This is a genomic window from Cytophagia bacterium CHB2 (assembly GCA_030263535.1).
Taxonomy (GTDB): domain Bacteria; phylum Zhuqueibacterota; class Zhuqueibacteria; order Zhuqueibacterales; family Zhuqueibacteraceae; genus Coneutiohabitans.
In genome coordinates this window covers 22429-47716 of record SZPB01000003.1, presented here as the reverse complement: position 1 = coordinate 47716, position 25288 = coordinate 22429, and the positions used below count along the sequence as shown (strand labels likewise).

The 25288-nt window shown below is 52.5% G+C and carries 19 protein-coding genes; 12 read left to right on the top strand and 7 right to left on the bottom strand.

Going from position 1 to position 25288, the window contains the following annotated elements; genetic code table 11:
• Positions 1 to 434: 434 nt before the first annotated feature.
• The 3 genes from FBQ85_00930 (at position 435) to FBQ85_00920 (ending at position 4319) form a co-directional block, all read left to right on the top strand.
• The gene (locus FBQ85_00930) at positions 435 to 1640 is read left to right on the top strand and encodes an ATPase (protein MDL1873728.1); all 1206 of its coding nucleotides are present in this window, start codon (positions 435 to 437) and stop codon (positions 1638 to 1640) included.
• Between the two features lie 416 nt (positions 1641 to 2056).
• Entirely contained in the window at positions 2057 to 3436 is a 1380-nt protein-coding gene (mgtE, locus tag FBQ85_00925; GenBank protein MDL1873727.1) for a magnesium transporter, read from the top strand.
• Position 3437: 1 nt separating this feature from the next.
• Positions 3438 to 4319: a DMT family transporter gene (locus tag FBQ85_00920; protein MDL1873726.1), complete on the top strand. Its 882-nt coding sequence runs from the start codon at positions 3438 to 3440 to the stop codon at positions 4317 to 4319.
• A gap of 119 nt (positions 4320 to 4438) precedes the next feature.
• On the opposite strand, the gene FBQ85_00915 is transcribed toward FBQ85_00920, so the two are convergent.
• On the bottom strand, positions 4439 to 7057 hold the full coding sequence (locus FBQ85_00915; protein MDL1873725.1) for an alpha/beta fold hydrolase: 2619 nt from the start codon (positions 7055 to 7057) through the stop codon (positions 4439 to 4441).
• Positions 7058 to 7201: 144 nt separating this feature from the next.
• On the opposite strand from FBQ85_00915, the gene FBQ85_00910 reads away from it, so the two are divergent.
• Together FBQ85_00910 and FBQ85_00905 are read left to right on the top strand one after the other, a co-directional pair.
• Positions 7202 to 7990, top strand: coding sequence for a DUF4382 domain-containing protein (locus tag FBQ85_00910; protein MDL1873724.1), 789 nt, complete (start codon positions 7202 to 7204; stop codon positions 7988 to 7990).
• A gap of 338 nt (positions 7991 to 8328) precedes the next feature.
• Positions 8329 to 8871, top strand: coding sequence for a hypothetical protein (locus FBQ85_00905; protein ID MDL1873723.1), 543 nt, complete (start codon positions 8329 to 8331; stop codon positions 8869 to 8871).
• A gap of 104 nt (positions 8872 to 8975) precedes the next feature.
• Here the strand turns inward: FBQ85_00905 and FBQ85_00900 are convergent, their stop codons facing one another.
• The 3 genes from FBQ85_00900 to FBQ85_00890 form a co-directional block, all read right to left on the bottom strand.
• Positions 8976 to 10259 (bottom strand): NAD(P)/FAD-dependent oxidoreductase, encoded by a 1284-nt coding sequence (locus tag FBQ85_00900; protein MDL1873722.1) that lies wholly within the window; start codon positions 10257 to 10259, stop codon positions 8976 to 8978.
• Between the two features lie 127 nt (positions 10260 to 10386).
• On the bottom strand, positions 10387 to 10716 hold the full coding sequence (locus FBQ85_00895) for a DUF1992 domain-containing protein (GenBank protein MDL1873721.1): 330 nt from the start codon (positions 10714 to 10716) through the stop codon (positions 10387 to 10389).
• Positions 10716 to 13004 carry a GAF domain-containing protein gene (locus FBQ85_00890; protein ID MDL1873720.1) on the bottom strand — a complete coding sequence of 763 codons (2289 nt, stop codon included), beginning with the start codon at positions 13002 to 13004 and terminating at the stop codon, positions 10716 to 10718. Before FBQ85_00890 ends, FBQ85_00895 begins: the two co-directional genes overlap by 1 nt.
• A gap of 43 nt (positions 13005 to 13047) precedes the next feature.
• Here FBQ85_00890 and FBQ85_00885 point away from each other — a divergent pair, with 43 nt between their 5' ends.
• From FBQ85_00885 to FBQ85_00875, 3 genes are all read left to right on the top strand, one after another.
• Positions 13048 to 13644, top strand: coding sequence for a bifunctional (p)ppGpp synthetase/guanosine-3',5'-bis(diphosphate) 3'-pyrophosphohydrolase (locus tag FBQ85_00885; GenBank protein ID MDL1873719.1), 597 nt, complete (start codon positions 13048 to 13050; stop codon positions 13642 to 13644).
• An 87-nt stretch (positions 13645 to 13731) separates the two neighbouring features.
• Entirely contained in the window at positions 13732 to 14178 is a 447-nt protein-coding gene (locus FBQ85_00880; protein MDL1873718.1) for a dUTP diphosphatase, read from the top strand.
• A 30-nt stretch (positions 14179 to 14208) separates the two neighbouring features.
• Positions 14209 to 16353, top strand: coding sequence for a CoA-binding protein (locus FBQ85_00875; protein MDL1873717.1), 2145 nt, complete (start codon positions 14209 to 14211; stop codon positions 16351 to 16353).
• 368 nt (positions 16354 to 16721) lie between these two features.
• On the opposite strand, the gene FBQ85_00870 is transcribed toward FBQ85_00875, so the two are convergent.
• The 3 genes from FBQ85_00870 to FBQ85_00860 form a co-directional block, all read right to left on the bottom strand.
• The gene (locus FBQ85_00870; GenBank protein MDL1873716.1) at positions 16722 to 18530 is read right to left on the bottom strand and encodes a T9SS type A sorting domain-containing protein; all 1809 of its coding nucleotides are present in this window, start codon (positions 18528 to 18530) and stop codon (positions 16722 to 16724) included.
• A gap of 335 nt (positions 18531 to 18865) precedes the next feature.
• Positions 18866 to 19636 carry a response regulator transcription factor gene (locus FBQ85_00865; protein MDL1873715.1) on the bottom strand — a complete coding sequence of 257 codons (771 nt, stop codon included), beginning with the start codon at positions 19634 to 19636 and terminating at the stop codon, positions 18866 to 18868.
• Positions 19629 to 20702 (bottom strand): signlal transduction histidine kinase, LytS, encoded by a 1074-nt coding sequence (locus FBQ85_00860; protein MDL1873714.1) that lies wholly within the window; start codon positions 20700 to 20702, stop codon positions 19629 to 19631. The genes FBQ85_00865 and FBQ85_00860 overlap by 8 nt, the downstream gene beginning before the upstream one ends.
• 537 nt (positions 20703 to 21239) lie before the next feature.
• Between FBQ85_00860 and FBQ85_00855 the strand changes: the two genes are divergently transcribed.
• From FBQ85_00855 to FBQ85_00840, 4 genes are all read left to right on the top strand, one after another.
• Positions 21240 to 21482, top strand: a complete 243-nt coding sequence (locus FBQ85_00855) for a hypothetical protein (GenBank protein ID MDL1873713.1) — start codon at positions 21240 to 21242, stop codon at positions 21480 to 21482.
• Between the two features lie 78 nt (positions 21483 to 21560).
• Positions 21561 to 22529, top strand: a complete 969-nt coding sequence (locus FBQ85_00850) for a hypothetical protein (protein ID MDL1873712.1) — start codon at positions 21561 to 21563, stop codon at positions 22527 to 22529.
• A complete protein-coding gene (locus tag FBQ85_00845) occupies positions 22526 to 23113 on the top strand; it encodes a cytochrome C (protein ID MDL1873711.1) in 588 nt (195 codons plus the stop codon). Before FBQ85_00850 ends, FBQ85_00845 begins: the two co-directional genes overlap by 4 nt.
• The gene (locus tag FBQ85_00840; protein MDL1873710.1) at positions 23049 to 25286 is read left to right on the top strand and encodes a hypothetical protein; all 2238 of its coding nucleotides are present in this window, start codon (positions 23049 to 23051) and stop codon (positions 25284 to 25286) included. The genes FBQ85_00845 and FBQ85_00840 overlap by 65 nt, the downstream gene beginning before the upstream one ends.
• The last annotated feature ends 2 nt before the right edge of the window (positions 25287 to 25288 follow it).

The following is a 25288-nucleotide window of genomic DNA, read 5'->3' as shown; positions in this document are numbered from 1 at the left end:
TTCCTGATTGAAATTTTCACGATGTCAATGCTCGGTTAGCTTTTTCACTGCCGGAGCAGAATTATAAAACTATTCTGTTCATTATCAAATGAAAAAGTCTTGTGCTTGACAATGCGCATAAAATCTGGTATAATGCGCCCATTGCAAAAAAGCACGTAGCCGCGCCTGTTCCCAAATTTGGCTGAAATCAAAAGCGCTTCCCCCGAACGGCATCATGAGCCGCAACCCGGCTAGCGGATTCGTCGAATTGAGCCGATAAAGCCCAAAAAGCATGCGCTTATTCATTTGGTTCATAGAAACGTTTTTGTTTCGACCGCAGAGATTGATTTCACGCAGACAGCTTCTTACCGCTGAGACGGCGCTATCAAACATCGACAAAAATTCCTGCGTCAACGTGTTGGCAAGCAACCCGTGAACCAAGGAGCCGATAAACCATGGCCGAATCACCTCGCAAAACCGTGTTGTGTGTCTCGAGCTATGTAAAAGGGCAAGAATTCATCCGCGAGTGCAGGCGGCAGGGATGCCGTGTTTATTTGCTGACGCTGAAAGACTTGGAAAACGCCGACTGGCCGCGCGAGAGCATTGATGAGATGTTCTACATGCCAGACTTGTACAATCGCGAGGATGTTATCAAGGGCGTCAGCTACATGATGCGCACACACAAGGTCGATCGCATCGTGGCGCTCGATGCTTACGACGTGGAAATGGTGGCAACACTGCGCGAGCATTTGCGCATTCCCGGCATGGGCGACACCACGGCGCGCTACTTTCGTGACAAGCTGGCAATGCGCACGCGCGCGGCCGAGCGCGGCGTGCTGGTGCCGGATTTCATTCATGCGCTCAATCTCGACCGCCTGCGCGACTTTTTGGAGCGCGTGCCGCCGCCCTGGGTGCTGAAACCGCGCTCGGAAGCCTCGTCTGTTGGCATCAAAAAAGTCAACGCCGCCTACGAAATTTGGCCCCTGCTGGAGTCGCTGGGCGATCGCCAGTCTTTTTATCTTTTGGAACGTTATGTTCCCGGCGAGGTGTATCATGTCGACACCATCATCTCCGGGCGCAAAGCTGTTTTTGCCGAAGCGCACGAGTACGGCCTGCCGCCCATGAGCGTGGCGCATGAAGGCGGCGTGTTCTCCACCCGCACGGTTTTGCGCGGCTCTCTCATTGAACAAACATTGCTGGCTGAAAATGCGCGCGTGATCGAGGCGCTCGGGCTGGTGCGCGGCGTCACGCACGTCGAATTCATCAAGGGCAAAGACGACGGCCGTTTTTATTTTCTCGAAGCCGCGGCGCGCGTCGGCGGGGCCAACATCGTTGAAATGGTGGAAGCGGCCACCGGCGTCAATCTTTGGGCAGAATGGGCAAAGATCGAAATCGCGCAGGATGACGCGGAATATCTGCTGCCGAGCCCACGCCAAGATTATGGCGGTGTTATTATCTCCCTGGCCTCGCAGGAATGGCCGGACATATCTGCTTATCAAGACCCTGAGATTTTCCATCGCTTGCAGAAAAAGAATCATGTTGGCTTTGTGCTGGGATCAAATGATCGCGAGCGCATCAAAACCTTGCTGGAAGAATACAGCCGGCGCATTTATGCCGATTTTTTCGCGATGCTGCCGCCCTCGGATAAGCCCACCAGTTAAAACGGGCACAGCAACGAAAAGCGTGTTGCACAGCCATCCGCCTGAAGCGGTACATTGAAAATTTGATAAAAGCTGAAAACCCATCAATAAATCGCCGGGGCAAGGGGGAAATTTCCGCAAAGCTTCATAACCAATGGTAGTTTTTCCAGACTTATTGGACTTCGCGGTTTACTTCGCCAAAAATTGGCGCACTGTCTCCGTATTACTCGTCAAGTGAATTAACGGACATCAACGAAAGACCATCGCCCGGCGTGTGGGCGGCATAAATTTCATTACGTTCACATTTCGCGCTGTGCTCAAGTTACAGGTGTTGCGATGAGCTTCTGAAATCGAAGTCACTCGCCTTGACTTTCTTGCGGAAGCTGTTAAGGTTCACGTCATTTATAACCTTTCTTAGGATCGTTACGAGGTGAGTTATGCTGAAAGAACTACTCGGCCCCGATATTCAGGAGCTTATTCGTGAAAAAGCATATTCCGGAGTAAAAGACGGCGTTGCAGATTGGGAGGCGCCGGAAATCGCGGATTTGCTCTTAAGCCTGCCGCAAGAAGATCAACCCATTCTCTTCCGTTTATTGTCCCGCCAAACGGCTGCCGAGGTTTTTGCCTATTTGCCTTCCGAAGAGCAGGAACGCTTGTTACAAAGCCTCAACGCTGAAAGCACACGCGCCTTGTTGCATGAACTCGCGCCCGATGATCGCACCGAACTTTTCGGCGAATTGCCGGCGCAGGTCACGCAGCAACTGCTCAACTTACTCCCGCCGGAAGATCTCAAAGAAGCGCGCCAACTGCTGGGTTATCCTGAGGAAAGTGTCGGCCGTTTGATGACGCCCGAATACGTTGCCATCAAGCCGGAATGGACGATTGGCAAGGCGCTGGAGCATTTGCGCCAACACGGGAAAGATGCTGAAACCATCAACACTGTTTATGTGGTCGACGATAAAGGCAAGCTCATCGATGATATTCGTTTGCGCAGATTGATCTTGGCGGATCCTTCGGAGGCGGTTGCCAGCGTGATGGATCGCCATTTCATCTCGCTCTCGGCCTATGATGATCGCGAGTATGCCGCAAAGCAGATGCAAAAATATGATCGCGTTGCGCTGCCGGTCACGGATTCCGAGGGTGTGCTGCTCGGCATCGTAACGGTTGACGATATGCTCGATGTCGTCGAGGAAGAGGCGACCGAGGATATTCAAAAAATGGCCGCCGTCGAGTCGCTCGACGAGCCCTACATTCAAACCGGTTTCTTCAGCATGCTCAAAAAACGCGGGGGCTGGTTGTCGCTGCTTTTCCTCGGCGAGATGTTGACCGCTGCCGCAATGAAATATTTTGAAGGTGAGATTGCACGCGCCGTCGTTCTGGCACTATTCATCCCGCTGATCATCAGCAGCGGCGGCAATTCCGGCTCGCAAGCCGCCTCGCTGGTGATCCGCGCGATGGCGCTTGAAGAAATTCGATTGCGCGATTGGTGGCGCGTCATGCGCCGCGAGTTGGCGGCCGGGTTGGGCTTGGGATTGATTTTGGGAACGATTGCCATCCTGCAAATCACGCTTATTCCGAATAACGAAACCATCTACGGCGAGCATTACATGCGCGTCGGTTTAACCGTGGCGTTTAGCCTTGTCGGCGTCGTCATGTGGGGCACGCTCACCGGCTCGATGTTGCCCTTCATTTTGCGCAAGCTAGGTTTTGACCCGGCAGTGTCCTCTGCGCCGTTTGTTGCAACCTTAGTCGATGTTACCGGTTTGGTGATTTATTTCAGCGTTGCCACGATGATTTTGAGCGGAACATTGCTGTAGTATGTCTTGGTTGATTTTTGCCTTTGCTTCCGCTTTGATGAGTGCGGTGAGCGATACGCTTTGCAAAAAAGCAAGTCAACATACAGATAGCTGGACGGTGACCTGGGTACGTTTCGGCTATTCCTCTTTATTTCTTTTGCCGCTGCTCGCGTTCGTCGAAATTCCGAATTTGGACCAAGTTTTCTGGCTTGCAACTGCCGCGCTTCTGCCGCTGGAGTTGACTGCGGCTTCCTTGAGCATGCGCGCCCTGCAGATATCGCCTCTTTCGCTCACCATTCCTTATCTCGCGTTCACACCGCTTTTTCTGCTGCTCGTGCCGGCGCTGATTTTGGGTGAAAGGCTCAGCATGCACGGCGTGCTCGGCGTGATTTGTATTGTTGCCGGCGCTTATTTGCTCAATTTGCAGACGAATAATCATTTGAACAGCAACGGGCCGCGCTGGCTGGCGCCGCTGCGGGCTATCGCGCGTGAAAACGGCTCGCGCTTGATGCTTATGGCGGCGGCGCTGTACAGCCTCACCTCAACCTTGGGTAAAGTAGCCGTCAAGCATTCAAGCCCGCTCTTTTTTGCATCCTTTTATTACCCCCTGGCCGGCTTGTGTCTATTTCCAATTGCAGCCATGAAATCAGGCCACCGCTTGCGTTTTGCCGCAGCCCAAGTAAGGCTTTTTTTATTGATCGGAATGGCCGTCGCCCTGACGGTGATTTGTCATTTTATGGCGCTCAATCAAGCCGAAGTGGCGTACATGATTTCTATCAAACGCACGAGCATGATTTTCGCAACGATCCTGGGCTGGCTGTTCTTTCGCGAGAAAAATCTCCGGCAGCGTTTGCTCGGCTGCGGCGTTATGCTGGCCGGCGTCATTCTGATTTCGTCAACCTAAAAATTTTGCGCCAAGCCCGGCACAATCGTGCATGTCTGTGAATCGGTTTCGCTGAAAACCTTACCGGCACGGAATCAGAACTCCCGATCTCAATCTCCCGATCACAATGAGGAAATTCTTCATTTTTCTTGAGCCTTCGCCAGGCCGTATGAATTTCTTACCACTCTTATCAGCTCGCGCAATGGCACTGGCCGAATACCCCGTGCACGATTCAGCGCGCCGATCTCGAAAGCGATGCGCCATTGCTTCATCAACACGCGATAAGCCTTGAACAAGCTGTTCCCCGGATCATAAATACTTGTCGCTTCCGAGGTCACGCCGTTTAGTTCAATCACCTTGAAATTTTTTCCCTGCTTGAAATCTTCCGGCGAAGGCGTACGGATGTCGTACCTTCCGAAATAAAATCCCTCAAAATGGCGGCTAACCGCGTCTATCGAAGCTTCAAGCTCGGGCGTCTTGATTTTTTCGCCGTCAAAAAAAATCGCGCCGCGGCAATGCGTGCCCAATTCCACTAATGGTATGACTTCACCAGCAGCCGGCACCTCGAACAAACGCGCGTGATGCTGGTTGAGCAGGAAACGCGCCATGCAAACCGCCCGGCTATCATTAAGAATCAATTCTTCGAGCGTGCTCTGGCCATCGCCCTTTACGACGGGGAATCTTTTGTCAGTAATCGCAAAAATACTTCCCTGAGCTTGATCGGGATGGCGGTAATAAAATACACCATACTCATAACCCGGCGCGTATTCCTGCACAATCGTATCGCCCTCACTCTTTCCGAAATAATCGCGCATCTCTTGTTCGGATCGAACGACGCTCACACCCGCGCCGCGTTGGCCAACATCCGGTTTGAACACGATTGGAAATGAAAGAGAAAACTCGTGCATAAAACTTTTCACCGCTTGCACACGCTGCTCTTCGTTACCCGAGACACAAATTAAGCGATGGCGTGCGATATAGCCATCCGCGCCGGCAAGCCGATTGAGAATGTCTGATTTCGATTCCCCCAGAAAACCGCCCGTGAAAATGGCAGGATTCGCCGCAGTAAACACGGTGAGTGAGCGATGCTTGAGACCAAGATATAAAACATAAAAAATCACTGGCGGATAAAACGCCCACAGCGGCCAGAATTCCCAATGCGTGAGCCGGCGCCATTTTGAAACCAACAATCGTCGACCGCGAAAGCTGAACAATGGCACGACGAGCTTTGCCATAAACCAAAGCACGACTGCTAGGCCGATTAGAATGCGCCACGAATACTGTTCATAAAGCGAAAGGTATTCCATCACTTTACCGCCGAGCAAAGTGGAAACCGCGACCAACGCAGGCGTCCACAAAGCCGCTGCCAGCACGAAATAGCCACAAAATTTCCAGAAACTCATTCGGAGCAAACCCGCGGCAACATAAGTCGGCAACCGGCTGCCGGGCATGAAGCGGCTCAATACAATGACTTTTGCGCCTTCACGCTCGAACCACCGGCGACCGCGCGTAATGGCATCTTCATTGAAAAACCATTTCATGGGCGCGCGGCGCAACGCCGGCCCGCCTAAATATTTTCCAGCGAAAAACAGCAAAAAATCGCCAAACACAATGCCGAGAAAACAGCCGAGCGTTGCGGAGAAATATCCCATTGTGCCGCGCGCCACCAACAAGCCGGCACTGATGCAGGTCAAATCTTCGCTTACAAGCGTGGCCAGCGCAAGCAGGAACACCAGCGTGACCAGGGCGATGCCCTGTGCTTGAGGAATTTGCGATGGATCAAATGGCTGTTGCGCAAGCGCGAAGCGCTCGGACGAGGCTTGCGAGCGTGTCAGGCGCCTCCCCTGTTCCGCCTGTTGGATAAAAGCCTCAATTTGTTTGGCAATCATGTGAGGCTTGCTGAAGATCAACTCGTGTCCGCCTTCAAAAAGCTGCAATTCACTTTGCGGCACGAGGCGATAATGTTCTTGCGCGGCTGCCAGCGGCACAAGCGGATCATGCCTGCCGTGAACAATCAGCATCGGATTTTGATAGTGTGTGAGAATAGCGCGCAACGGCCGTTGATCCGAATCAAAAAAATTCCGCGCATACGGCACATTCAGAAAGACGTCGTCCAAATAGCCAAAATGCGGCACACCTTCTTGCACCAACCACAAAAAAGCAAGCTGCAATCCATGCACGGCATGGTTGAGATGGTAATCGCCCAGCAGTTCCAACTCTTGCACGCCGAGTGCCGATACCATCGTTATCGATTGAATGCGCTCGGGCGCGCGTTCGGCAAGATGAAGGGCAACACCGCCGCTCATGCTATAAGCGACGAGGTGAACGCGCGAGAGACGAAGAGAATCCAACATCTGTAAAACATACGTCGCGTGGCTGCGAATCGAATAGTCTGGAATGCGCAACGTTGAGTGGCCAAAACCGGGGAGATCGGGAACCAACACCCGGCAGCTTTGCGCGAGCTCGGGCGCAAATTTTCTAAATGTGATCGAGGCCACCGGACTGCCGTGCAGCAACAAAACAACAGGAGGGCTGATTACGTTATCGGGCTGTAGATCATTGTAAGCTACCTTCACATGCTGCGGCAGTATGCGATCATGCGCGAGGGCATTGAGAGTCAATACGTTCTGATCGGGGCGCGCCGCTGTTTCTGGCGGAGAAAAGAAACGGACGGCATGCGAACACGCCAACAGGGCAAGATAGATGATCGCAAAAAATTTCCAGCCAGAGAAAGAGGAACGGCCCGATAAAATCAGCATAGAATTTGGTGGAAGGTATTTCGAGTTTTGTTGCCGACTTACCAAAACGAAAGATTAGCATCCGCCTCCCATTGCCCCGGCGGGGATAGCTCAATCGTTAAGAGAGCGCAAATTATTCAATATGCGATGACTCACGTTTAGGGCTTGCGTAAAATTGCAACTGGCTCAAGAATTGCAAAAGGGCGAATGAACTTTTTCCATGAGGATACCATCATGAAATACCTTCATTCGACCGCCACTGTGATCGGGGTTGTGTTGAGCTTCATTCTTGCCGGCTGTGAAAAAGATCCGATGTCCGGCACCAGCGGCAACTTAAAATTGAGCATAAAAGCCATGTCTGGCGCGCTGGCCAAGGAAACTGATGCGCAAGCCCAGCAAGTCACCATTACTTCCGCTCAAGTCGTAATTAGTGAAATCGAGATTGAGAGTGCATCGGAAGACAGCTTGGATTTTGTGTCAGAGATCCCGCTAATCGTCAATCTCAATCTTGCTGGAACGATGACGCAAATCAGCACCATTTCGGTTCCTTACGGAACGTATGATGAGATTGAGGTCGAAATCTGTAAGCTGGACACCAGCGACGGCCAAGGTTACACAACTAATCCCAACCTGCAGAATCGCACGATCTTCGTCAGCGGCTACGTCGAGGGCGACAGCAATGCTGTTTTCACATTTACCAGCGCCATCAAGCTGGAACAAGAGCAAGAATTTAATCCGCCGCTGGTGATCGACGCAAGCTCGCCGAATACCAATGTCGTTCTAACCATTGACACCACAACCTGGTTCAGCGATGGCGCCGGCGGCTATCTTGATCCGCGACTTCCCCTGAATCAGAAGGCAATCGAGCGAAACATCAAGGCTTCCATTAAAGCCTTCGAAGATGACGATGATGATGGTAAAGATGATGACCACGATGACGACGGTGATGACTAACAATACCTAGTGTAACCGGGCTTGGACGCGATGCTACCATGACCTTGCCAACTATTTGCGTCCAAGTCCGATTCACGTATCTGCCTTTCCATCATTCCAACTTTCGAACCGCTCTCACAGATCAAATTATTCCCACATCTTGCAGTGTTCAGATTCTCTTTGACGTTCATCGTTGCTGTCAAGGATATGAATAACCACATCAGCGCTTGCCTCCAAGCAAGGCCGGCACGCCATACGACGGTAAAGGCTCATAAAAAATCATGCAAAAAATCTTTGCTTTTTGAATTGGAAATTGCTACGCTTACGCCACTTAAAAAACCAACAACGGGGAAAATCTTATGCCAGCCAAGTCTCAGACCCTCTCCAAAAAGGTCAATCAGATTCATAAGGGACTCAAAAGCCTTACTCGGCGCTTTGAGACAAGCCATAACTCTTTAAAAAGAGGAAACCAAAACTTAAACAGAGGATTGCAAGGCCTTAAAAAAAGACAACAAGGCTTTGACAAGAGACAACAAAGGTTCGAGAAGAGACAACAAGGCTTTGAAAAAAAGTTAGAGCATTTGATTGAAAGGCAAAACGACTATGAAAACGATTTCAAAGCGTTCTGGGAAAAAATGCTGGCTTTGCATAATCAAGAAGCTAGAAAAGCCGAACAGGACAGACTAAAGAGTCAAAAAGTTATTGACCAAATCTACACCATTGCCGATCGGATCACCAAGTACTTTGATGACTTTAACGTGGAAAAACTCGCGCTCGGCGCCAGAGATGATCGCATCGAAAACAGAGTTGAATCCTTGGAAGAATCCGATCTCAAACAAAATCACACGATCGAAAAGCTTGACACGCGGTTGACATATCTCGAAGCCCGGCAACCAGACTAAATCCCATTCGCTGGCAACAATTGGCGCGCATCCTCTTTTGACGCACTGTTCGAGCGCCTAATCCTCTCCTCTCAAAAGTAGCATCCTCGCCTCCAAAACTTGCATCACACCCGCCGTAACTCGCGTTTGAGTTGCCGAATATATGGAAAATAATCTACCTGCATGGTGTGTCGCGCAGACGTGACGTAGCGCCGGCGCATTTGTTCGCGTTCGCGCTCAACTTCGCGCTGCATCGTGGAAAAATCCGGCAGCTTGCATGCGCCGGCGAGCAGTCCAGCAACCCATTGTGATTGCCATTCAGCCAGCGGCATAATCGCGCCCAACGGCTGCAGCAAACCGATAAAAAAGAGATTGGGGTGTTGCAACGAGACGACGCGGCGATAAAGCGGCAACTCATTATCCGGCACGGTTAGAACCTCCGGCTTAAAAAACGGAAACGTTACGTTGTATCCTGTGGCGTAGAGAATGAGATCAATCTTTTCCCGGCTGCCGTCTTCGAATTCAACTGCTTCCCCGGCGAGGTTTTTGACATTGGGTTTGATCTTGATTTGTCCGTGCCCGATCAAATTCAACAGATCCGAGGAAATCGTGGGATGCGCTTGATGGATTTTGTGCTGCGGCTCCCTGATGCCAAAACGCTTTTGCGGGCCGCGCGCCAGCCAGAGCAACAGCTTGAAGCTTAACGTTTGAATCGCCAGCGGCAAACGCGACGACAACGGCGTGGTGTAGTGATCAACGGGCTTGCCCAGGATGTACTTGGGTATGATGTGCGCGCTGCGCCGTGTAGAAAGAAAGGTTTGCGCCGCCACGCGTGCGCTTTCACAAGCAATATCAACGCCGGAATTGCCAATGCCGATCACCAAAACGTTCTTCCCGGCAAACACCTCAGGTGTTTTGTAATGATGCGAGTGCATCTGCACACCTGCAAAGGTGCCCGGGAATTGCGCCCATTGGGGATCCCAATGATGGCCGTTCGCTACGAGCACAGCGCGATAACGGTTCTTCCTCCCTCCTGCCAGTGTTACGTCCCAACGGTTTGCGGGAGCCGGAGCAACGTCCGTGACTTCGGCGCAAAAGGTAATTTTGTTGCGAAAGCCGAAGTGGTCGACGTAATCGTCAAAATATTTTGCGATATGGGTGTGATGAGGATAATCAGGATAATCTTCAGGCAGGGGAAAATCGGAGTAGGCCATCCGCTCTTTCGAGGTATTGATGTGCAACGAAGCATAGGCCGAGGACAAACCGTTGTCATTTTGATAGCGCCAAACGCCGCCAATGCTCGAACCTTTCTCAAAACAGTCGAACGGGACGCCCTTTTCATGAAGAACTTTAGCTGCAGCAATGCCGGAAGCGCCGGCGCCGATAATGCAGACTTTCGCTTCACTCATACGTTAAGAGGGGTTGGAAAGCGACATGCCGATGTGGATGGTGTTAATCACAAGAGTGATAGTTTGGCATCTCACGAGATAATTTCGAAAACAAAAAAGTGTGAATGCGTCAGAGCGCGTGTTTGGATTATTGGGTTAGCTGCCGGCGATGGCGTTCCATCAATATATTAAAACGTGTTTCACAATCGCGGATTTGGCGGCGAAGATGGCGTTGCTCTAATTCATCCTGCGCGGCGGCAAGCTGTTGTTGTAAAAGGTGAATGTCTTTTCGAAGTTGCACTTCTTCCGGTAAAATATTGGCATTCTTCAAAATTTTGAAACTCATGCGCAGATGCCGTGGAACGTCCGGCTCATCGTCCAGCATCAGCGGCTTGCCCTTGCCGGGAAGGTTATCGAATTCTCCGTTCGCAATCGCCTCGCGGATTTTTTCCAGCGCGATTTTTTCGAAAGCATTCATCAAGAGAGCTCTGCCATTTCTTGCACTGCGCCAAACGCCCTCTCGGCTGCACGAGTTTTGTGGCGTTGTTGTTCGGTGACTCCCACCACCACGACGGTAAAATCATCATGCGGATTCGCCAGGCCAACGTGATCGTACACACTCAATAAAATACGATCTTTCAAGGCGCTGGCGGTTTTGTAATCGCGTTGTTGCACCAGCGCGAGCAACGATCGTTCCTGATACTCTTCTTCCTGCATGTTGCGCGCCTCCACTACGCCGTCGGTGTAAAACACAAAAAAATCGCCGGGCGCCAGCGGCAATGTTAATTGCTCCAAAGCCGACTCAAACACCGCACCGTTTTCCAAGCCGATGGCCATGCCGTAGGGTTGCAGGAATGAAACTTCACCCTCTTTCGGTGAACACAACAGGGGGTTGTGCCCGGCGCGACTAAACGTCATCGTCATGGTGCCAGGGTCAAAGATCGCATAGAGAAGCGTGATGAATAAATTCTTCTCCAAACTGCGGCAGAGAATACGGTTGGCTTGAATGAGAACGTCGCGCGGCGATTCATACAGCCGGCCAATGGCCTCGATAACGCCCTTCACCTGCGCCATGTAAAATGCTGCGGCCGCGCCCTTGCCGGAAACATCTCCCACCACAACAACGAGTTTATTCCCGATCGCAAACACGTCATAGTAATCGCCGCCCACTTCTTTTGCCGCCACGCTCACGCCGGCCACATCAAGTCCGGCAATCTCCGGCATGACTTTCGGCAGCAGCTTTTCTTGCGCCTTGTGCGCCACGCGCAGTTCTTGCGCCAGCCGCTCTTTTTCAATCGACTCTTCCAACAAATGCGCATTGTGAAAAGCAATCGCAGCTTGATCGGCAAACGATTGCAGCATGTCCTGATCGAATTGATCGTAGCCAAAATAATCCTGCTTTGCCGAGAACAGGACGCCCAAAATCTTGCTGCGCGAGATCAATGGCACGGCGAGAATTGCGCCGATGTCTTTTTTCCACGGCTGCACCTGGAGGGCGCGGGCGTCCTCGGTAACATCGTTGATCAACAGGCTCTTTTGATTTTGGATTACCCAGCCGCTGATGCCGGCGGCACGATGCAACGGCATGCGCTGTTTCTCATCTTCCGAAAGATTGACCGCCGAACTGAGCATCAAATCGTTATTCTCGCCTTCCAGCAATTCCAGCCAGGCAAAATCAGATTTGGTGACTTGCAGCGCACGTTGCGTGATCATCGCCATCAACTGCTCGCGTTCCATAAAATGGCTGATGGATTGGCTCACCTCCTGCAGCGTTTTGATGGCATTGATTTTTTCATCAAAACTGCCGGCGGTGGGCAGGTGCAGCAGCAAAGCAACCGCGGTGAAACCCGCATAAACACTGAAGCAAAGCGCGATCGCGCCGCACACCGCCGCATAGGCGACGCTATGGTCGGCCACGAAGCTGTCGATCACCCGCTGCGTGAGCATGACGCCCATGCCGCAGGCAAGCCCGGAAATCAGAAATACCACCCACTTTTGCCGGCGGTTGAGAAAATCGATCCAGCGATGGCGAAAGGAGTTGACCGCGATCAACAAGAGCAACAAGACAAATGGAATTTCGCCCAGCCAATTTTCTTCGAATGAAAAAAAGAAATTCACCCGCCCGCGCGCCGAAGAGGTGGCCGCAACCAGCAAAATCGCAAACACCAGCAGGCGAAAATTGCGCGGCGTCGAGCTTTTGCTCTTGTAGAAAATGAGATTGGCGATCAAACCGGAGAGCAGGAGATGCAGCAGAATCAGCACAAAGGAAGCAACGGTGCCGATCAAAAAAAAGCGCGGGGAAACGAACAGGCGCGAGGGCCGCAAATGATCGCCCGGCGACGCGATCAAGTACTGATCGACAACGATCAACACCAATAAACAAGCCAGCACCGTAAAAAAAATGTAGCGCAACGTGTGAAAAATGCGGCGTTCCGTGAACAGCTTAATTTGATGGCGTAACGGCAGCAACAATACGATCGCAGCAAGCAAAACTCCGTCGCGCAGCAGCCGCACGATTTCGGGAATGCGCTCGATCATAAACCAGGCGGTGTCGATGAGCGTCACGCCAATAAACGTCAAGAACGGAACGGAGATGATGGTGTTTTTTAAAATGCGGCGCATGCGGATGCTTGGTCGTATATCAAATGTCGTGTATATATGTGTGCCGAATTCTCCAGCGCGATCAGCAAAGTAGACAACACATGAAGGAAAGTCAAGCCTGAACTCTTCTACATGCGCTGGAATTTGGCCTTGATACTGAAACATGGTATTTCGTATTTTGACCCAAGATCAAAAGCAAAGGTTTCACATGACGCCACGGGTCAACCCACAATTTTTCGAGGCGCGCGATTGGGCGCTGCTCGATCGCGCCCTTGAAACAGCCGCCGTCGCGCACCGGGCGCAGACGCGCAAAGCAACAGGCGTTCCCTATCTCGTGCACCCCTATGCGGTCGGCATGTTGTTGCTCGAAGCACGCTGCCCAACGGAAGTTGTTATCGCAGGTATCCTGCACGATGTGATCGAGGATACGCCGGTAACACTCGCCCAATTACGCCAGCAATTCGGCGATGAGATCGCCGAGATCGTCGCGCAATGCTCGGAGCCGGATAAATCCTGGCCCTGGGAAAAACGCAAACAGCACACAATTGATTTCTTGCCCACCGCCCCGCTGACGGTTAAGCTGGTCATGGCAGCTGACAAACTGCATAACGTGCGCAGCATCGTGGAAGAGTATCTCAAAATCGGTAAAGCCGTGTGGGAACGCTTCAACCGCGGGCGCGAGCAACAAGCCTGGTATTACCGCAGCGTGGCCAATAGTTTGATAGAAAACTTGCCGAACGATTTCGACAAATCGCTGTTCGTGCAGCTTCGCGAGGAAGTGGAATTTTTATTTAGTCTCGAATAACGCCGAGGCCGCCCAATCAAAAAATTGTGATGATCTTGTTGAATGTGACGAACCCCTTCATACAATTTTCATCGAGGAACAAAACGCGTGAATCTTCGACTCAAACTCAAAAAACTTCACCCGCATGCAAAGTTACCAGAATATAAAACTGCTCTTGCCGCCGGCATGGATTTATGCGCGTGCCTGGAAGCGCCCAAAGTTTTGGGGCCGGGAGAGTCCGCTTTAATTCCAACCGGTATTGCCCTCGAGTTGCCGCCCGGTTATGAAGCGCAAGTGCGGCCGCGCAGCGGCCTGGCGCTCAAGCATGCCATCACGCTGTTGAATTCACCGGGCACGGTTGACGCTGATTATCGCGGCGAGTTGAGTGTGATCATGATCAATCATCATCGCCATGAACCTTTTACCATCAATCCGCACGATCGCATCGCGCAACTGGTGATCACCGCAGTCGCGCATGCCGAAATCGTCGAAGTCGAAGAACTTAATGAAACCTCACGCGCCGGCGGAGGCTTTGGCAGCACCGGGCGAAGATGATGCTCTTGCATACTTTACTCACAGATCTCCATGTCGAAATCACTTGATAAGATTTTTCGGCCCACCTCCGTTGCTGTGATTGGCGCCTCGACCCGGCCGGGTTCGATTGGCCGCGCGCTGTTTGATAAACTGCTGCGTGCCGATTTCAACGGCCCGGTATATCCGATTCACCCGCAGGCGGAATTTGTCGGAGCGGTGAAAGCTTATCGCTCGATTTTGGAAACGCCCGGGCCTGTGGATTTGGCGGTTATCGTTGTGCCGCGGCCGCAAGTTTTGGAAGCGGCGCTTGCTTGTGCGCAAAAAGGCGTGAAAGGTTTGATCGTCATCACCGCAGGCTTCAAAGAAGTTGGAGAAGAGGGCGCACAGCAAGAACGGCAGTTGGTGGAAATCACACGCACGCACGGCATGCGCATGATCGGCCCGAATTGCATGGGCGTGATCTGTACCGATCCCGCGGTTCGCCTGGATGCCACTTTTGCCGGCTCATATCCCATGCGCGGAGAAGTGGCCTTTGCTTCGCAAAGCGGCGCGTTGGGCGTGACCATTCTCGACTATGCCGCCAGTTTAAATTTGGGTGTATCGATGTTTGCTTCGATTGGCAACAAAGCGGAGGTAAGCGGCAACGATTTGCTCGAATATTGGAAAGATGATGATTCGGTCAACGTGATTCTGATGTATCTGGAAAGCTTTGGCAATCCCCAAAAGTTTGTGCAGCTCGCGCGCGAGGTCACACAGACAAAACCCATCATCGTCGTCAAAGCCGGACGCTCGGAGGGCGGCGCGCGCGCCGTTAGTTCGCATACCGGCGCGGTCGCCGGTTCTGATGAGGCTTTTGATGCTCTGTTTGCGCAATGCCGCGTGCTGCGCGCCAATAGCATCGAAGAAATGTTCGATTTTGCCATGGGGTTGGCGAATCAACCGTTGCCGCGTGGCAATCGCGTGGCCGTCATCACCAACGCCGGCGGACCGGCAATCATGGCAACAGATGCCTGCGAAAATCTTGGATTATCTCTCGCCCAACTTTCTGACGAAACCCAACAACGTTTACGCGAGCGCCTGCTGCCCGAAGCGAGTGTGCGCAACCCGGTCGATCTGCTGCCGGCAGCCACAGCAGATGAATTCCAATTTGCACTCCAGCAAACATTGCGCGACGCCGCGGTTGATGCGGCGATTGTAATTTTCGTGCCGCCGCTTGCCACTGGCGTCGTGGAAGTGACACGCGCGATTTCTGCGGTCGCGGCAGATTTTGACAAACCGGTAATGGGTTGTTTGATGGGAATGCGCGGCATTGCCACCGGCTTTGCAGAATTGCAGCGCCATCGCATACCGGCCTTTCCTTTTCCGGAGTCCGCTGCGCGCAGCCTGGCGGCGATGGTGCGTTATGCCAAATGGCGGCAAACTCCAAGAACTCTGCCGGCACGCTTCGACGTCGATCAAAAGCGCGTCCGGGAATTGCTGGCGCAAGCGCTTGCCGGCGGGCAACAATTTTTGAGTGATGCCGCTGCATTCGCTGTGCTCGAGGCTTATGGCATTCCGGCGGTTTCACATCGTCTTTGCCGGGATTGGTCCGAAGTTCAAACCTGTGCCGTGGCGTTAGGTTTTCCGGTGGTGTTGAAAATTTCGAGTGCAGCTCTATTGCACAAAACCGAAGCGCAGGGCGTACGCCTGAATTTGCGCAATCGCGACGAGCTGGCTTCCGCTTATCTTGATTTGGAAACGCGGCTGCGCGCCTTGCAGATACCCATCTCACAAACCCAATTCATGCTGCAAAAAATGATCAGCGGCGGGCGGGAAACCTTGATCGGCATTCATGCCGTTCCGCAATTCGGGTCGGTCGTCGCGTTTGGTTTGGGAGGAATTTATGTGGAGGCGTTAAAAGATGTTGCGTTGCGCGTTGTGCCGCTCTGCTGGGAAGACGCGGAGATGCTGGTGCAATCTCTGCGCGGCCAGGCGATTTTGCACGGCGTGCGCGGCGAAGCGCCCGTGGCATTCGAGAAGCTCTATGAGATTTTGTTGCGCGTTTCTCAGCTTGCCCAAGATTTCCCCGAAATTATCGAGATGGATATGAATCCCTTTCTATTGTTTCACGAACCGGGAAAGTGCATGGCTGTCGATGTGCGGATGCGCATAAAATCTGCGGAAATGGTGGAGCACAGCTTAAAACAGATCGACTAAGAATTGACAGCACGAGAGTGACATCTTGCGCAAACGCAAAAATCACCAATTGTGCCGTTTCATTGCTCGAGGGAGAAATTAAGAACGCCGCTTGTTCACAACCACTGAACAAGCGGCGTTTTTGTTTGTGATACACAACACACGTGATTATTCTTGCATAACAGCCTACCCCAATTTTCAGACAAGCTGAAAATCGAAGCTCTTCGAGCAGCTTTGAAAACTTCGTCCACAGCAGTAGAACTGCCACAGAAAGAAAAAAGCCTTTTCGGTGGGATTTCAGTAGGCGAAACACTTTCAGTCCCGCCGCTGCGGGATTATTCTAACTTTGAGCGCCTTACGGCGTAAGGATCATGCTTTGCTGTTAGCGGTTATTTGAGCAATGCCAGCTTTCGGGTTTCACGAAAAAGTCCCGCTTTGATGGTATAGAGATAAATGCCGGCGCTCAATTCCGGAGGCGCTGCGAAAATAACGGTGTGACTGCCCGCCGCTTGATGTTTATCAACCAACAACGCCACTTGCCTTCCCAGTGTATCATGAATCGTCAACTGTACTGCTTGCGGTGCTGCAAGCGTGTAACGAATCGTGGTGGAAGGGTTAAAGGGATTCGGATAATTCTGCGCGAGTTCAAATTCATCCGGCTGGGCGTGAGAGCGACCCTCTTGCACCTCGGTGATCTTGGATTCACGGATGGTAAGCGAGGTATCAACCGGAACATGACTCAGAACATCAACCTGGCCTGAGGGCCATTCGATTTTGATGGAGTCGATGGTGGCCGCATCGCCCAGGCCAAAATGCGCTTGCAAATTTTGGCTGCAATAGCCGTTTTGCCCCTCGATCACGCGCATCTGCCAAACGGCCTTGCCGGCAATCGCGGCTTTCACTCTCACCTTGGCGCCGATGCCGGAACGATTCGATTTTTCACCGAAGCAATAAACCTTGAGCCAATGATTGCCGTTGCCGTCATTGCGATAAAACGCATTATTCTCGGCTTCATTGAGCGTCTTGGCGACAAAGATGTCGAGATCGCCGTCATTGTCATAGTCGCCCCAACTGAAGCCATAGGAATGGCCGGTATCATTAACAAGGCTGCCCTCCGTGATTTTTTCGAAAATGACGATGCTGGTTTCCATCAACAAATTTTTGTAAAGATGGTTGCGTGAAGCCGTTGCGCCGTAGGCTGTCGTCAAGAACAGATCGAGATCGCCGTCATTATCAACATCCCCCCAGCCGCTGCAGGCAAAATTGCCCGGCTCCGCCACCACGGCTTCGTTGACAATTTTTTCGAAATTTCCTGCGCCATGATTGATATAAAGCGCGTTGTTTTGATTGCCCCAATTCGCCACGATCAAATCTTGATCGCCGTCATTATCAACATCACCCCAACTGCCGCTCCATGACGAGGCGCGATCGGTGACCAACGCGCCGGCGGTGATCTTGTTGAAAGTCGCGCTGCCGGTTTCGTGAAGCTGGTTTTGATACAAATTGTTGGTTTGATTTTCTTCATTGGCGACGAACATATCAAGGTCGCCGTCATCGTCATAATCAACCCAATTAATGCCGCGCGAGTAGAACAAATCCGTGACCATGGCGCCGCTGGTAATTTTTGCGAACGTCTTATCGCCGTTGTTGCGATAGAGAAAATTTGGCCGCGGTCCGGTTTGATTGACGTCGCCGCTGTTGGAGACATAGAGATCGAGAAAGCCGTCATTATCATAATCGCCCCAACTGCACGTTTCAGAAAGCCCGCCGTCATTGACAAAAACGCCGGTGGTAATGCGCGCAAACGTGCCGTCACCGTTATTCTCGAAAAACATGTTATTGTCATTATACCAATTCACCACGAAGACATCGGCATCGCCGTCGTTATCGTAGTCGCCCCAACTGCTGCCATCGGATTTCCCGCGATCGCTGACGATCGGCGCTCCGGTAATGCGCGTGAACGAAAAATCCGGTAACCCGTCGTTGTGATATAAAAAATTATCCTGCCCGGCGCGCAAACCGTTGCTCACAAACAAATCGAGAAAGCCATCATTGTCGTAGTCGACCCAATTCACGCTGCGCGAAGCGCCGCCGTTGGTCACGACTGCGCCGCCGGTAATTTTGGTGAAACTTTGACTAAGCAAGGAAGAGACAAAGCCGAACCAAGCCAATGCAACGCAACTCAAAATGCGAATCATGCTGTCCTCCGTATTTAAACATGACCAAAGGCCCAACCGTGCAAACAACTAGACGTGAAGATTTTGCTAAATGCCTGACGTTAAAATCACACACGCTTGGCGCATGTTAGCGAGAAAAAGAGAAGTGATGCAATCGCTTTGCGATGAGACGAAGGCGGGAAAGATGAAACGTGGTAAAACTGCGGTGAAGCGGTGAGCGCTCAGGATTGTCGATTAAATAACTTGCCCAAATCTTAAACTGCGAATGCACGCCAATAAACGCGAATTTTAATATTAGCGAATATTCGCGTTTATTAGCGGTTCCCCAAATGAGTAAGTTATTTAAATGGCGTTCCTTAGAGGGGGTGTTGCAGGATCGCAAAAGCTTTTTCGCGGTAGGTTCGGCTCAAAGTGAGTTGTGCGCCGCTTGTCAGAATCACGGCGTAATCGCCGTTGGTGCGCGGCTGCATGGCATGAATGCGATCGATATTGACGATGGCCGAGCGATGAATGCGCAAGAATTTTTGGGGATTCAACCGCGCCTCCAAACCGTTCATGCGCTCGCGCAGCAAGTATTTTTTGCCGCTTTTGTGAATACGGACGTAATCGCCCTCGGCTTCGAACCAATCGATCTCATGCACCGGCAGGAGTTGCATGCCTCCGGCCGTTCGAACCATCAGCCGCTCGACATAACGTTTGCTGCCGGGCAGATGCTGCAGCAGCGCCTCAAGCTTTTGTTCGAATGCGCGGGTTTGCTGAAACTGCAAAACCGCGCGCACGCGGTCGAGCGCGACTTTGAACAAATGTGGTTTGACCGGTTTGAGCAGATAGTCAAGCGCATGCGCTTGAAAAGCGTGCAAGGCAAACTCATCATACGCTGTGATGAAAATCACCAGCGGCGGCCGCCCGCCGGTGAGCGCCTGCAAAACAGCAAACCCATCCATTTCCGGCATTTGAACATCCAGCAGAATCAAATCCGGCGTCTGTGCGGTTATCTCCTCCACGGCCTGCAGGCCATCGCCGCATTCGCCGAGAATCTCGATATCCGGCTCGCTTTTGAGCAGATGGCGCACGCCGCGCCGCGCGAGCGGCTCGTCGTCAATCACTAGTGTTCGAATCTTATTCATGAAAGGGAATGATAAGAGTTGCCACGGCGCCGGTGGGCTGCACCGGCTTCAATTCGAAATGGGCACGATCGCCGTAAAGCGTTTGCAAGCGGCGGCGCGTGTTCTCCAAACCGATGCCGCCGTTCGACTCCTGCTTCTGTTCCGGCGTATAACTGCCGCCATTATCATGAACATGCAGTTGCAACTCGCCGTTTTTCCGTTGCGCTTGAATCTCAATAACGCCGGGGCCGCGGCGTTTGGCAATGCCATGGCGCAGCGCGTTCTCAACCAAAGGCTGCAGAATTAAATTTGGTACATACGCTTCAAGCGTATCCGTATCAATGTTCAGGCGCACTGTCAAGCGGTCGCCGAAGCGGGTTTGCTCGATTTCCAAATAATGCCGCAGAAACTCGATCTCTTCGCGCAAAGGAATTTCTTGTTTGCCGGCGTTGGCTAGCGTTTGGCGCAGGAGATCGCTCAATAAATCCAGCAGGCGCGCCGCGGTTTCAGGCTCTTCACGAATCAGGACGGCAATGCTGTTGAGGGTGTTAAAGAGAAAATGCGGATGCAGTTGCATCTTGAGCGCTTGCAGTTGCGCAGCCGCCAGTTCCGCTTGCAACTGCGCCGCCTTCAATTGCTCGGAATGAAATCGGCGATAATAATCCAACGCGTGACTGACCAGCAAAACGACAAAGTAGACCAGCATGCTGTAATCGACGTTGGCGAGCACGGATTGACTCAAGCGTTCCCACAAAAACGGCCGCTCAGGCGTTGCGCGCGCCCACATGATCACGCCATTATATCCAGCTTGCTGAATGATGCCGAGCACAAACGCAAAAACCAAATGCACGCCCACGCGCGACAACCAATGTTTCCGTTCGATGCGAAAACGTTCCGCAAGCCACAAAATCAGCGGCGTCAACAGCGACCACAGCAGAATAAAGCTCAATGCCGAGGGCAGAATGCCACTCAACGAAGCATCTTGACCGAACTTCGTGCGATAATACCACGACTGCAAGCTGTACAGCGTCCCGGCAATGAGCCAGACACCGAAAATGTTGCGCCATTTTTTAAATTGCTGTCGCATCTCTTCCTGCTCTGATTACGCATGATTGAATAGCATTAGCGAATATTTACGCGATTTCTTTCGCCAACAAGATAAAAAAAGCCATGAAAAGCACAAACGGCAAAATCACAAATTAAAGAGGTTGCCGTGCGATTGTAAGTTCGCTGGCCTCCTCTTCCGCGTTTAAAAACGTCTTAGCCTCCCATCCGAATCCCACCATTCCTGACTCAAATCGTCATTTGCTCCCTTTGTTCTTCGTGTTGGAAAGAACGACGCGCCTGTCGGAAATTTCTACGCAGGCGCACATCCTCATATTCTTGGCATTCACTCTATCTCATAGCAAATCAAGCGCTTCGCACAAGACTCGTAACCAACAAAAACGCGGCATATCATTTGTTGATGCACTTCACTGTAATGAATAGGCAATGTAGCATCTCGTCATTTGATGTTTCGCTAGGATGCTCCATTTTGCCAATCTGCAAGCATTGCTCTGAGGCAGCGATTGGTATGTAATCGCTGCAAACAATTCAACAAATCAAAGTCGTATGGAGGCATCCCATGTTTGACTGGAGTAATCCGGAGACATTCTGGCTGAATGTCACCAATATCGCGCTGGGCGTGGCGACGCTCATCTGCTGTGTGGTGTTGGCCGCCGGCGTGTTGCAGGAAGTCGTTGTGCGTCTGCGCAGGCGCGCCGAAGTCCCTGCAAAATTGGATGATCATGCTTTTGCGTTGCCGAAACTCGGCCTCACCATGGCGGACGGCGGCGAGAAACAAGATGAGAACGGTAAAGATGAGTAAGGCGTATGGCGATCAGATATCGCTGAGACTCCCGAACCTTCGAACGTGTTTAACCTTGCCGTGGCAGCGAGGTGAGTTATGATCTGTCCATTTCTCAAAGAAGCGCGCGTGCGTTATTGCCGCGCCTCCTCGTTTAAAAAAATGATTCCGCGCATTTTGGAACACACGGAACTGGAGCGCTGCTCTTCGGCAGCCTGGCAACAGTGCCCGGTGGCGCAGCAACAGCACGAGGCCGCTGCCGAAGCATCGGAATGTCCTTTCATCGCGGAATCATTGGTGCAATACTGCTCGGCCTCGCCGGCAACCAAGTTCATTCCGTACAGCGAATCATTGCTCTCACGCTGCGGCACGGACGGCCATCGCTATTGCGAGCTTTATGTCGCCATGGCGCACGAGCCGGAAGCGCGCGCCGCAGAATCGACCTCACCCGCCGACGGCGCTCTCGCAGACAACGAAATGCATGAAGTCGAGGGCATTCCCATGCCCGCAGGCTTGTTTTATTCTGCGAATCACATGTGGCTCAATGTCAGCGCGGAAGGCTATTGCCACGTGGGCGTGGACGCGTTTCTGGCAAAGGTGTTGGGTCACACTGAAGCTGTCAGTTTTGTCGAAGGCCGGGGCATCAAGCGGCCAACCGTAGTGTTGACGGTCAACAATGTGGATCTGCACATGGTATTTCCCAATCGCATGATGCTCAATGGCCGCAACACTTATCTGCGCGTCTGCCCGGAAAAAGTCACGGCCGATCCCTATCGCCTCGGCTGGTTGTTCGAAGGCTTCGAGCCTAAACACTGCGCTTCAGAAGAATCGTTGTGTTCCGGCTTGGTGCAGGGCGAAGCCGCGCGCGCCTGGATGCACGATGAAACGCAACGCCTTTCTGAGTTTGTGCACGAACGAATCTTTCAAACGCAGCCGCAAGAACGGAAATTCATGATGGACGGTGGAAGATTTGACGGCGGCTTGGTGCAGCATTTGAATCGCGAGGAGACATTGCATTTGTTCAACGATTTCTTCTCGCCCTATGCCAGTTGGAGGAAACAGGAATGAAGAATCGCGGCGCGATGATGTTTCTCATCGGATTGTTTAGCGCGCTGGCCGTGGGCTGGCTGGGATTCCCGGCCTTGCTGTATCGCAACATTGAACAGCCCTTGCAATTCAGCCACAACGTCCACACCGGCGAAAATGTGGGCATGGCTTGCGCGGATTGCCATACCTCGAGTGAAGACGGGCATTTTACCGGAATTCCCGCGGTGGCGAAATGCGCGGAATGCCATTCTGCGGTTTTGGGTGAAACTGAAAACGAAAAGCAGCTCGTGGAAGAGTATATCACGCCCAATCGCGAAATTCCCTGGCTGGTTTATGCGCGGCAACCGGAGAATGTTCATTTCTCGCACGCACCGCATGTGCAGCTTGCTGAGTTGACTTGTGAACGCTGCCACGGCCCGCACGGCGGCTCCGAAAGCTTGCGGCCGTTGCAGCGCAATCGCATCAGCGGCTATAGCCGCGACATTTGGGGCCCGTCGATGACGCGCCTCGGCAATGCGCCGTGGCAAGGCATGAAGATGGATGATTGCTCACGCTGTCATCATGAGCGCAACGTGCAAGAAAGTTGTTTGGATTGTCACAAGTAGAGAAGGAATTATGGCAACGCAGATCACACGTCGCGATTGGCTGAAGCTGGCCGGCGGTTCGGTGTTGGGATTGATGCTCTCACCCGTGCCGTGGAAGCTGGTTGATGATAGCGCGATTTGGACGCAAAATTGGCCGTGGGTGCCCACGCCGCTCAAAGGAAAAATTCAAAACAAATTCAGCGCATGCACCCTTTGCCCGGCGGGATGCGCCGTGCGCGCGCGTTGCGTCGGCGAGCAGCCGGTGAGCCTTTGGGGTGTGAACGAGCATCCGTTGAGCCGCGGCGCATTGTGCCCGGTGGGCTTTGCGGCGCATCATTTCGCCTATCATCCTTTGCGTATCTTGCAACCGTGCCGGCGCATGCATGCAACCGTTTCGCCTGTTTCGTTGGATGAAGCAATCACGGCGATTGCGAATGTCATGACCGAGATGCAAACCAGCGGCGCAATGGAATTCGTGGCGGTACTCGATGCGCAACCCGAGCGCACGATGTCATTGCTCTACCGGCAATTTTTAACCGCGTTGCCGCATGGGCTTTATCTGACTTCGCCGGCGCAGGAAGGCGCGACATTGCGCGCGTTGCGTGAGATGTGCGAACAGCCGCAAGATACATTCGGTTATGATTTCGAAAACTCGCGCACGATTCTCAGTTTCGGCGCTCCACTTTTGGATGGCTGGGGCACTCCCGGCCGCATGGCGCAACTCAATAAAAATCGTCAACAAACTGATTTAAAAATCATTCAAGTTGAAACACGGCAATCGCACACGGCATTGCAGGCTGATGAATGGCTGCCAATTAAACCTGGAACAGAAGCGGCATTGGCCCTGGGACTCGCGCATGTCGTCATTCATGAACATCTTTATGATGAAGCCGCGTTGCGACGCTCTGCGCTTGATTTTGACAATTACTTGCAAGCACTCAAACCATTCACAACGGAGCAGGTTGCGGAGGTTTGTGGCACCAGTTCAAATAAGATTTTTCAGCTTGCGAGCATGCTTGCCAATCGCAAACCGTGCGTCGTAATCGGTGATGGCGATCCGGCTGCGCCATTGAGCCGCGAAACCGAACGCGCCATTGCCGGATTAAATTTGTTGCTCGGCAGTGTAAACTGCAAAGGCGGCATCGTCACGCATCGCGCGCTTCCGCTTGCGCAAGAATTTCAGCAACAACCATTGGCGCCGGCAACCGAACTTGAACACCTGCCGGATCATTCGATTCGCGTTTTGATTTTAGATGCAGCGGTCGCCAGCGGCGCGCTGCCGTGGGCGTTGCTCGAAAAGAAACTCGCGCCGCAGAAAAGTCTCATCGTGAGCCTTGCACCCAATCTTGGCGCATACGCGGAGCACGTGGATTACTTCATTCCCGCGCCCGCGATTTTCGAATCGTGGCAAGATGTGCCCACTCCTTTTGATGCGAGTACGGCCTCGTTGAATTTGTCGTGTCCGCTGTTGACTCCTCCGGCTGGCGCAATTGGGCCGTCAAGCTTTTTGCATCGTCTCGCAAACGCTGCGGGAATTCAATTCAATGCAAGCGGCGAGCAGCCTGTGCTTGATTTGATCCAGCAGCGCGTTGCTGCCATTCACGAAACACAACGCGGCAAAGTTTTCAACGTGCAAACCCGCGAATATGTCGACAATGCTGCGCTCAGTTCCTCTGACGAACTGTGGCAATTGCTCGCTGAAGGCGGTTGTTGGCTCGATGACGTGTTTGAGAGCAATACTTTGCCGCGTTCTTCTCTTTTGAAAAAAAATCAAGCTGATCTGTCAATAACCGCGAATAAAGAATCAGCGACAGAGTTTCCTCTCGTCCTTATGCCCTTCGGTTGGCGCGGCGCTCTGGCCAATCACCAAATTTCTCCGGTGATGACCAAAGTCTTCCAAGAATCCGAGTTGCGGCCGGGTGGGCAGCAGGCGCGCATCAATCCTCAAACAGGAAAAAGCCTCAACCTCGTTGACCGTGGCTTCGCGAAGATCACCACAGCCGCAGGCGTTGCAGAGGTGCGAGTGCAATTCGATGAAAGCGTCATGCCCGGCGTGATTCACGTTGCGCTCGGGCCCGCGCCGTCTGGCTTTGAAAAAGATGAAGTGTTGAACGTGGAAAATATTTTGAACATTTGCGCAATCGCAGATGATGCAACCTGGAGAGTAACTCCCGCGAACGTGCAGAGAGTGTGACG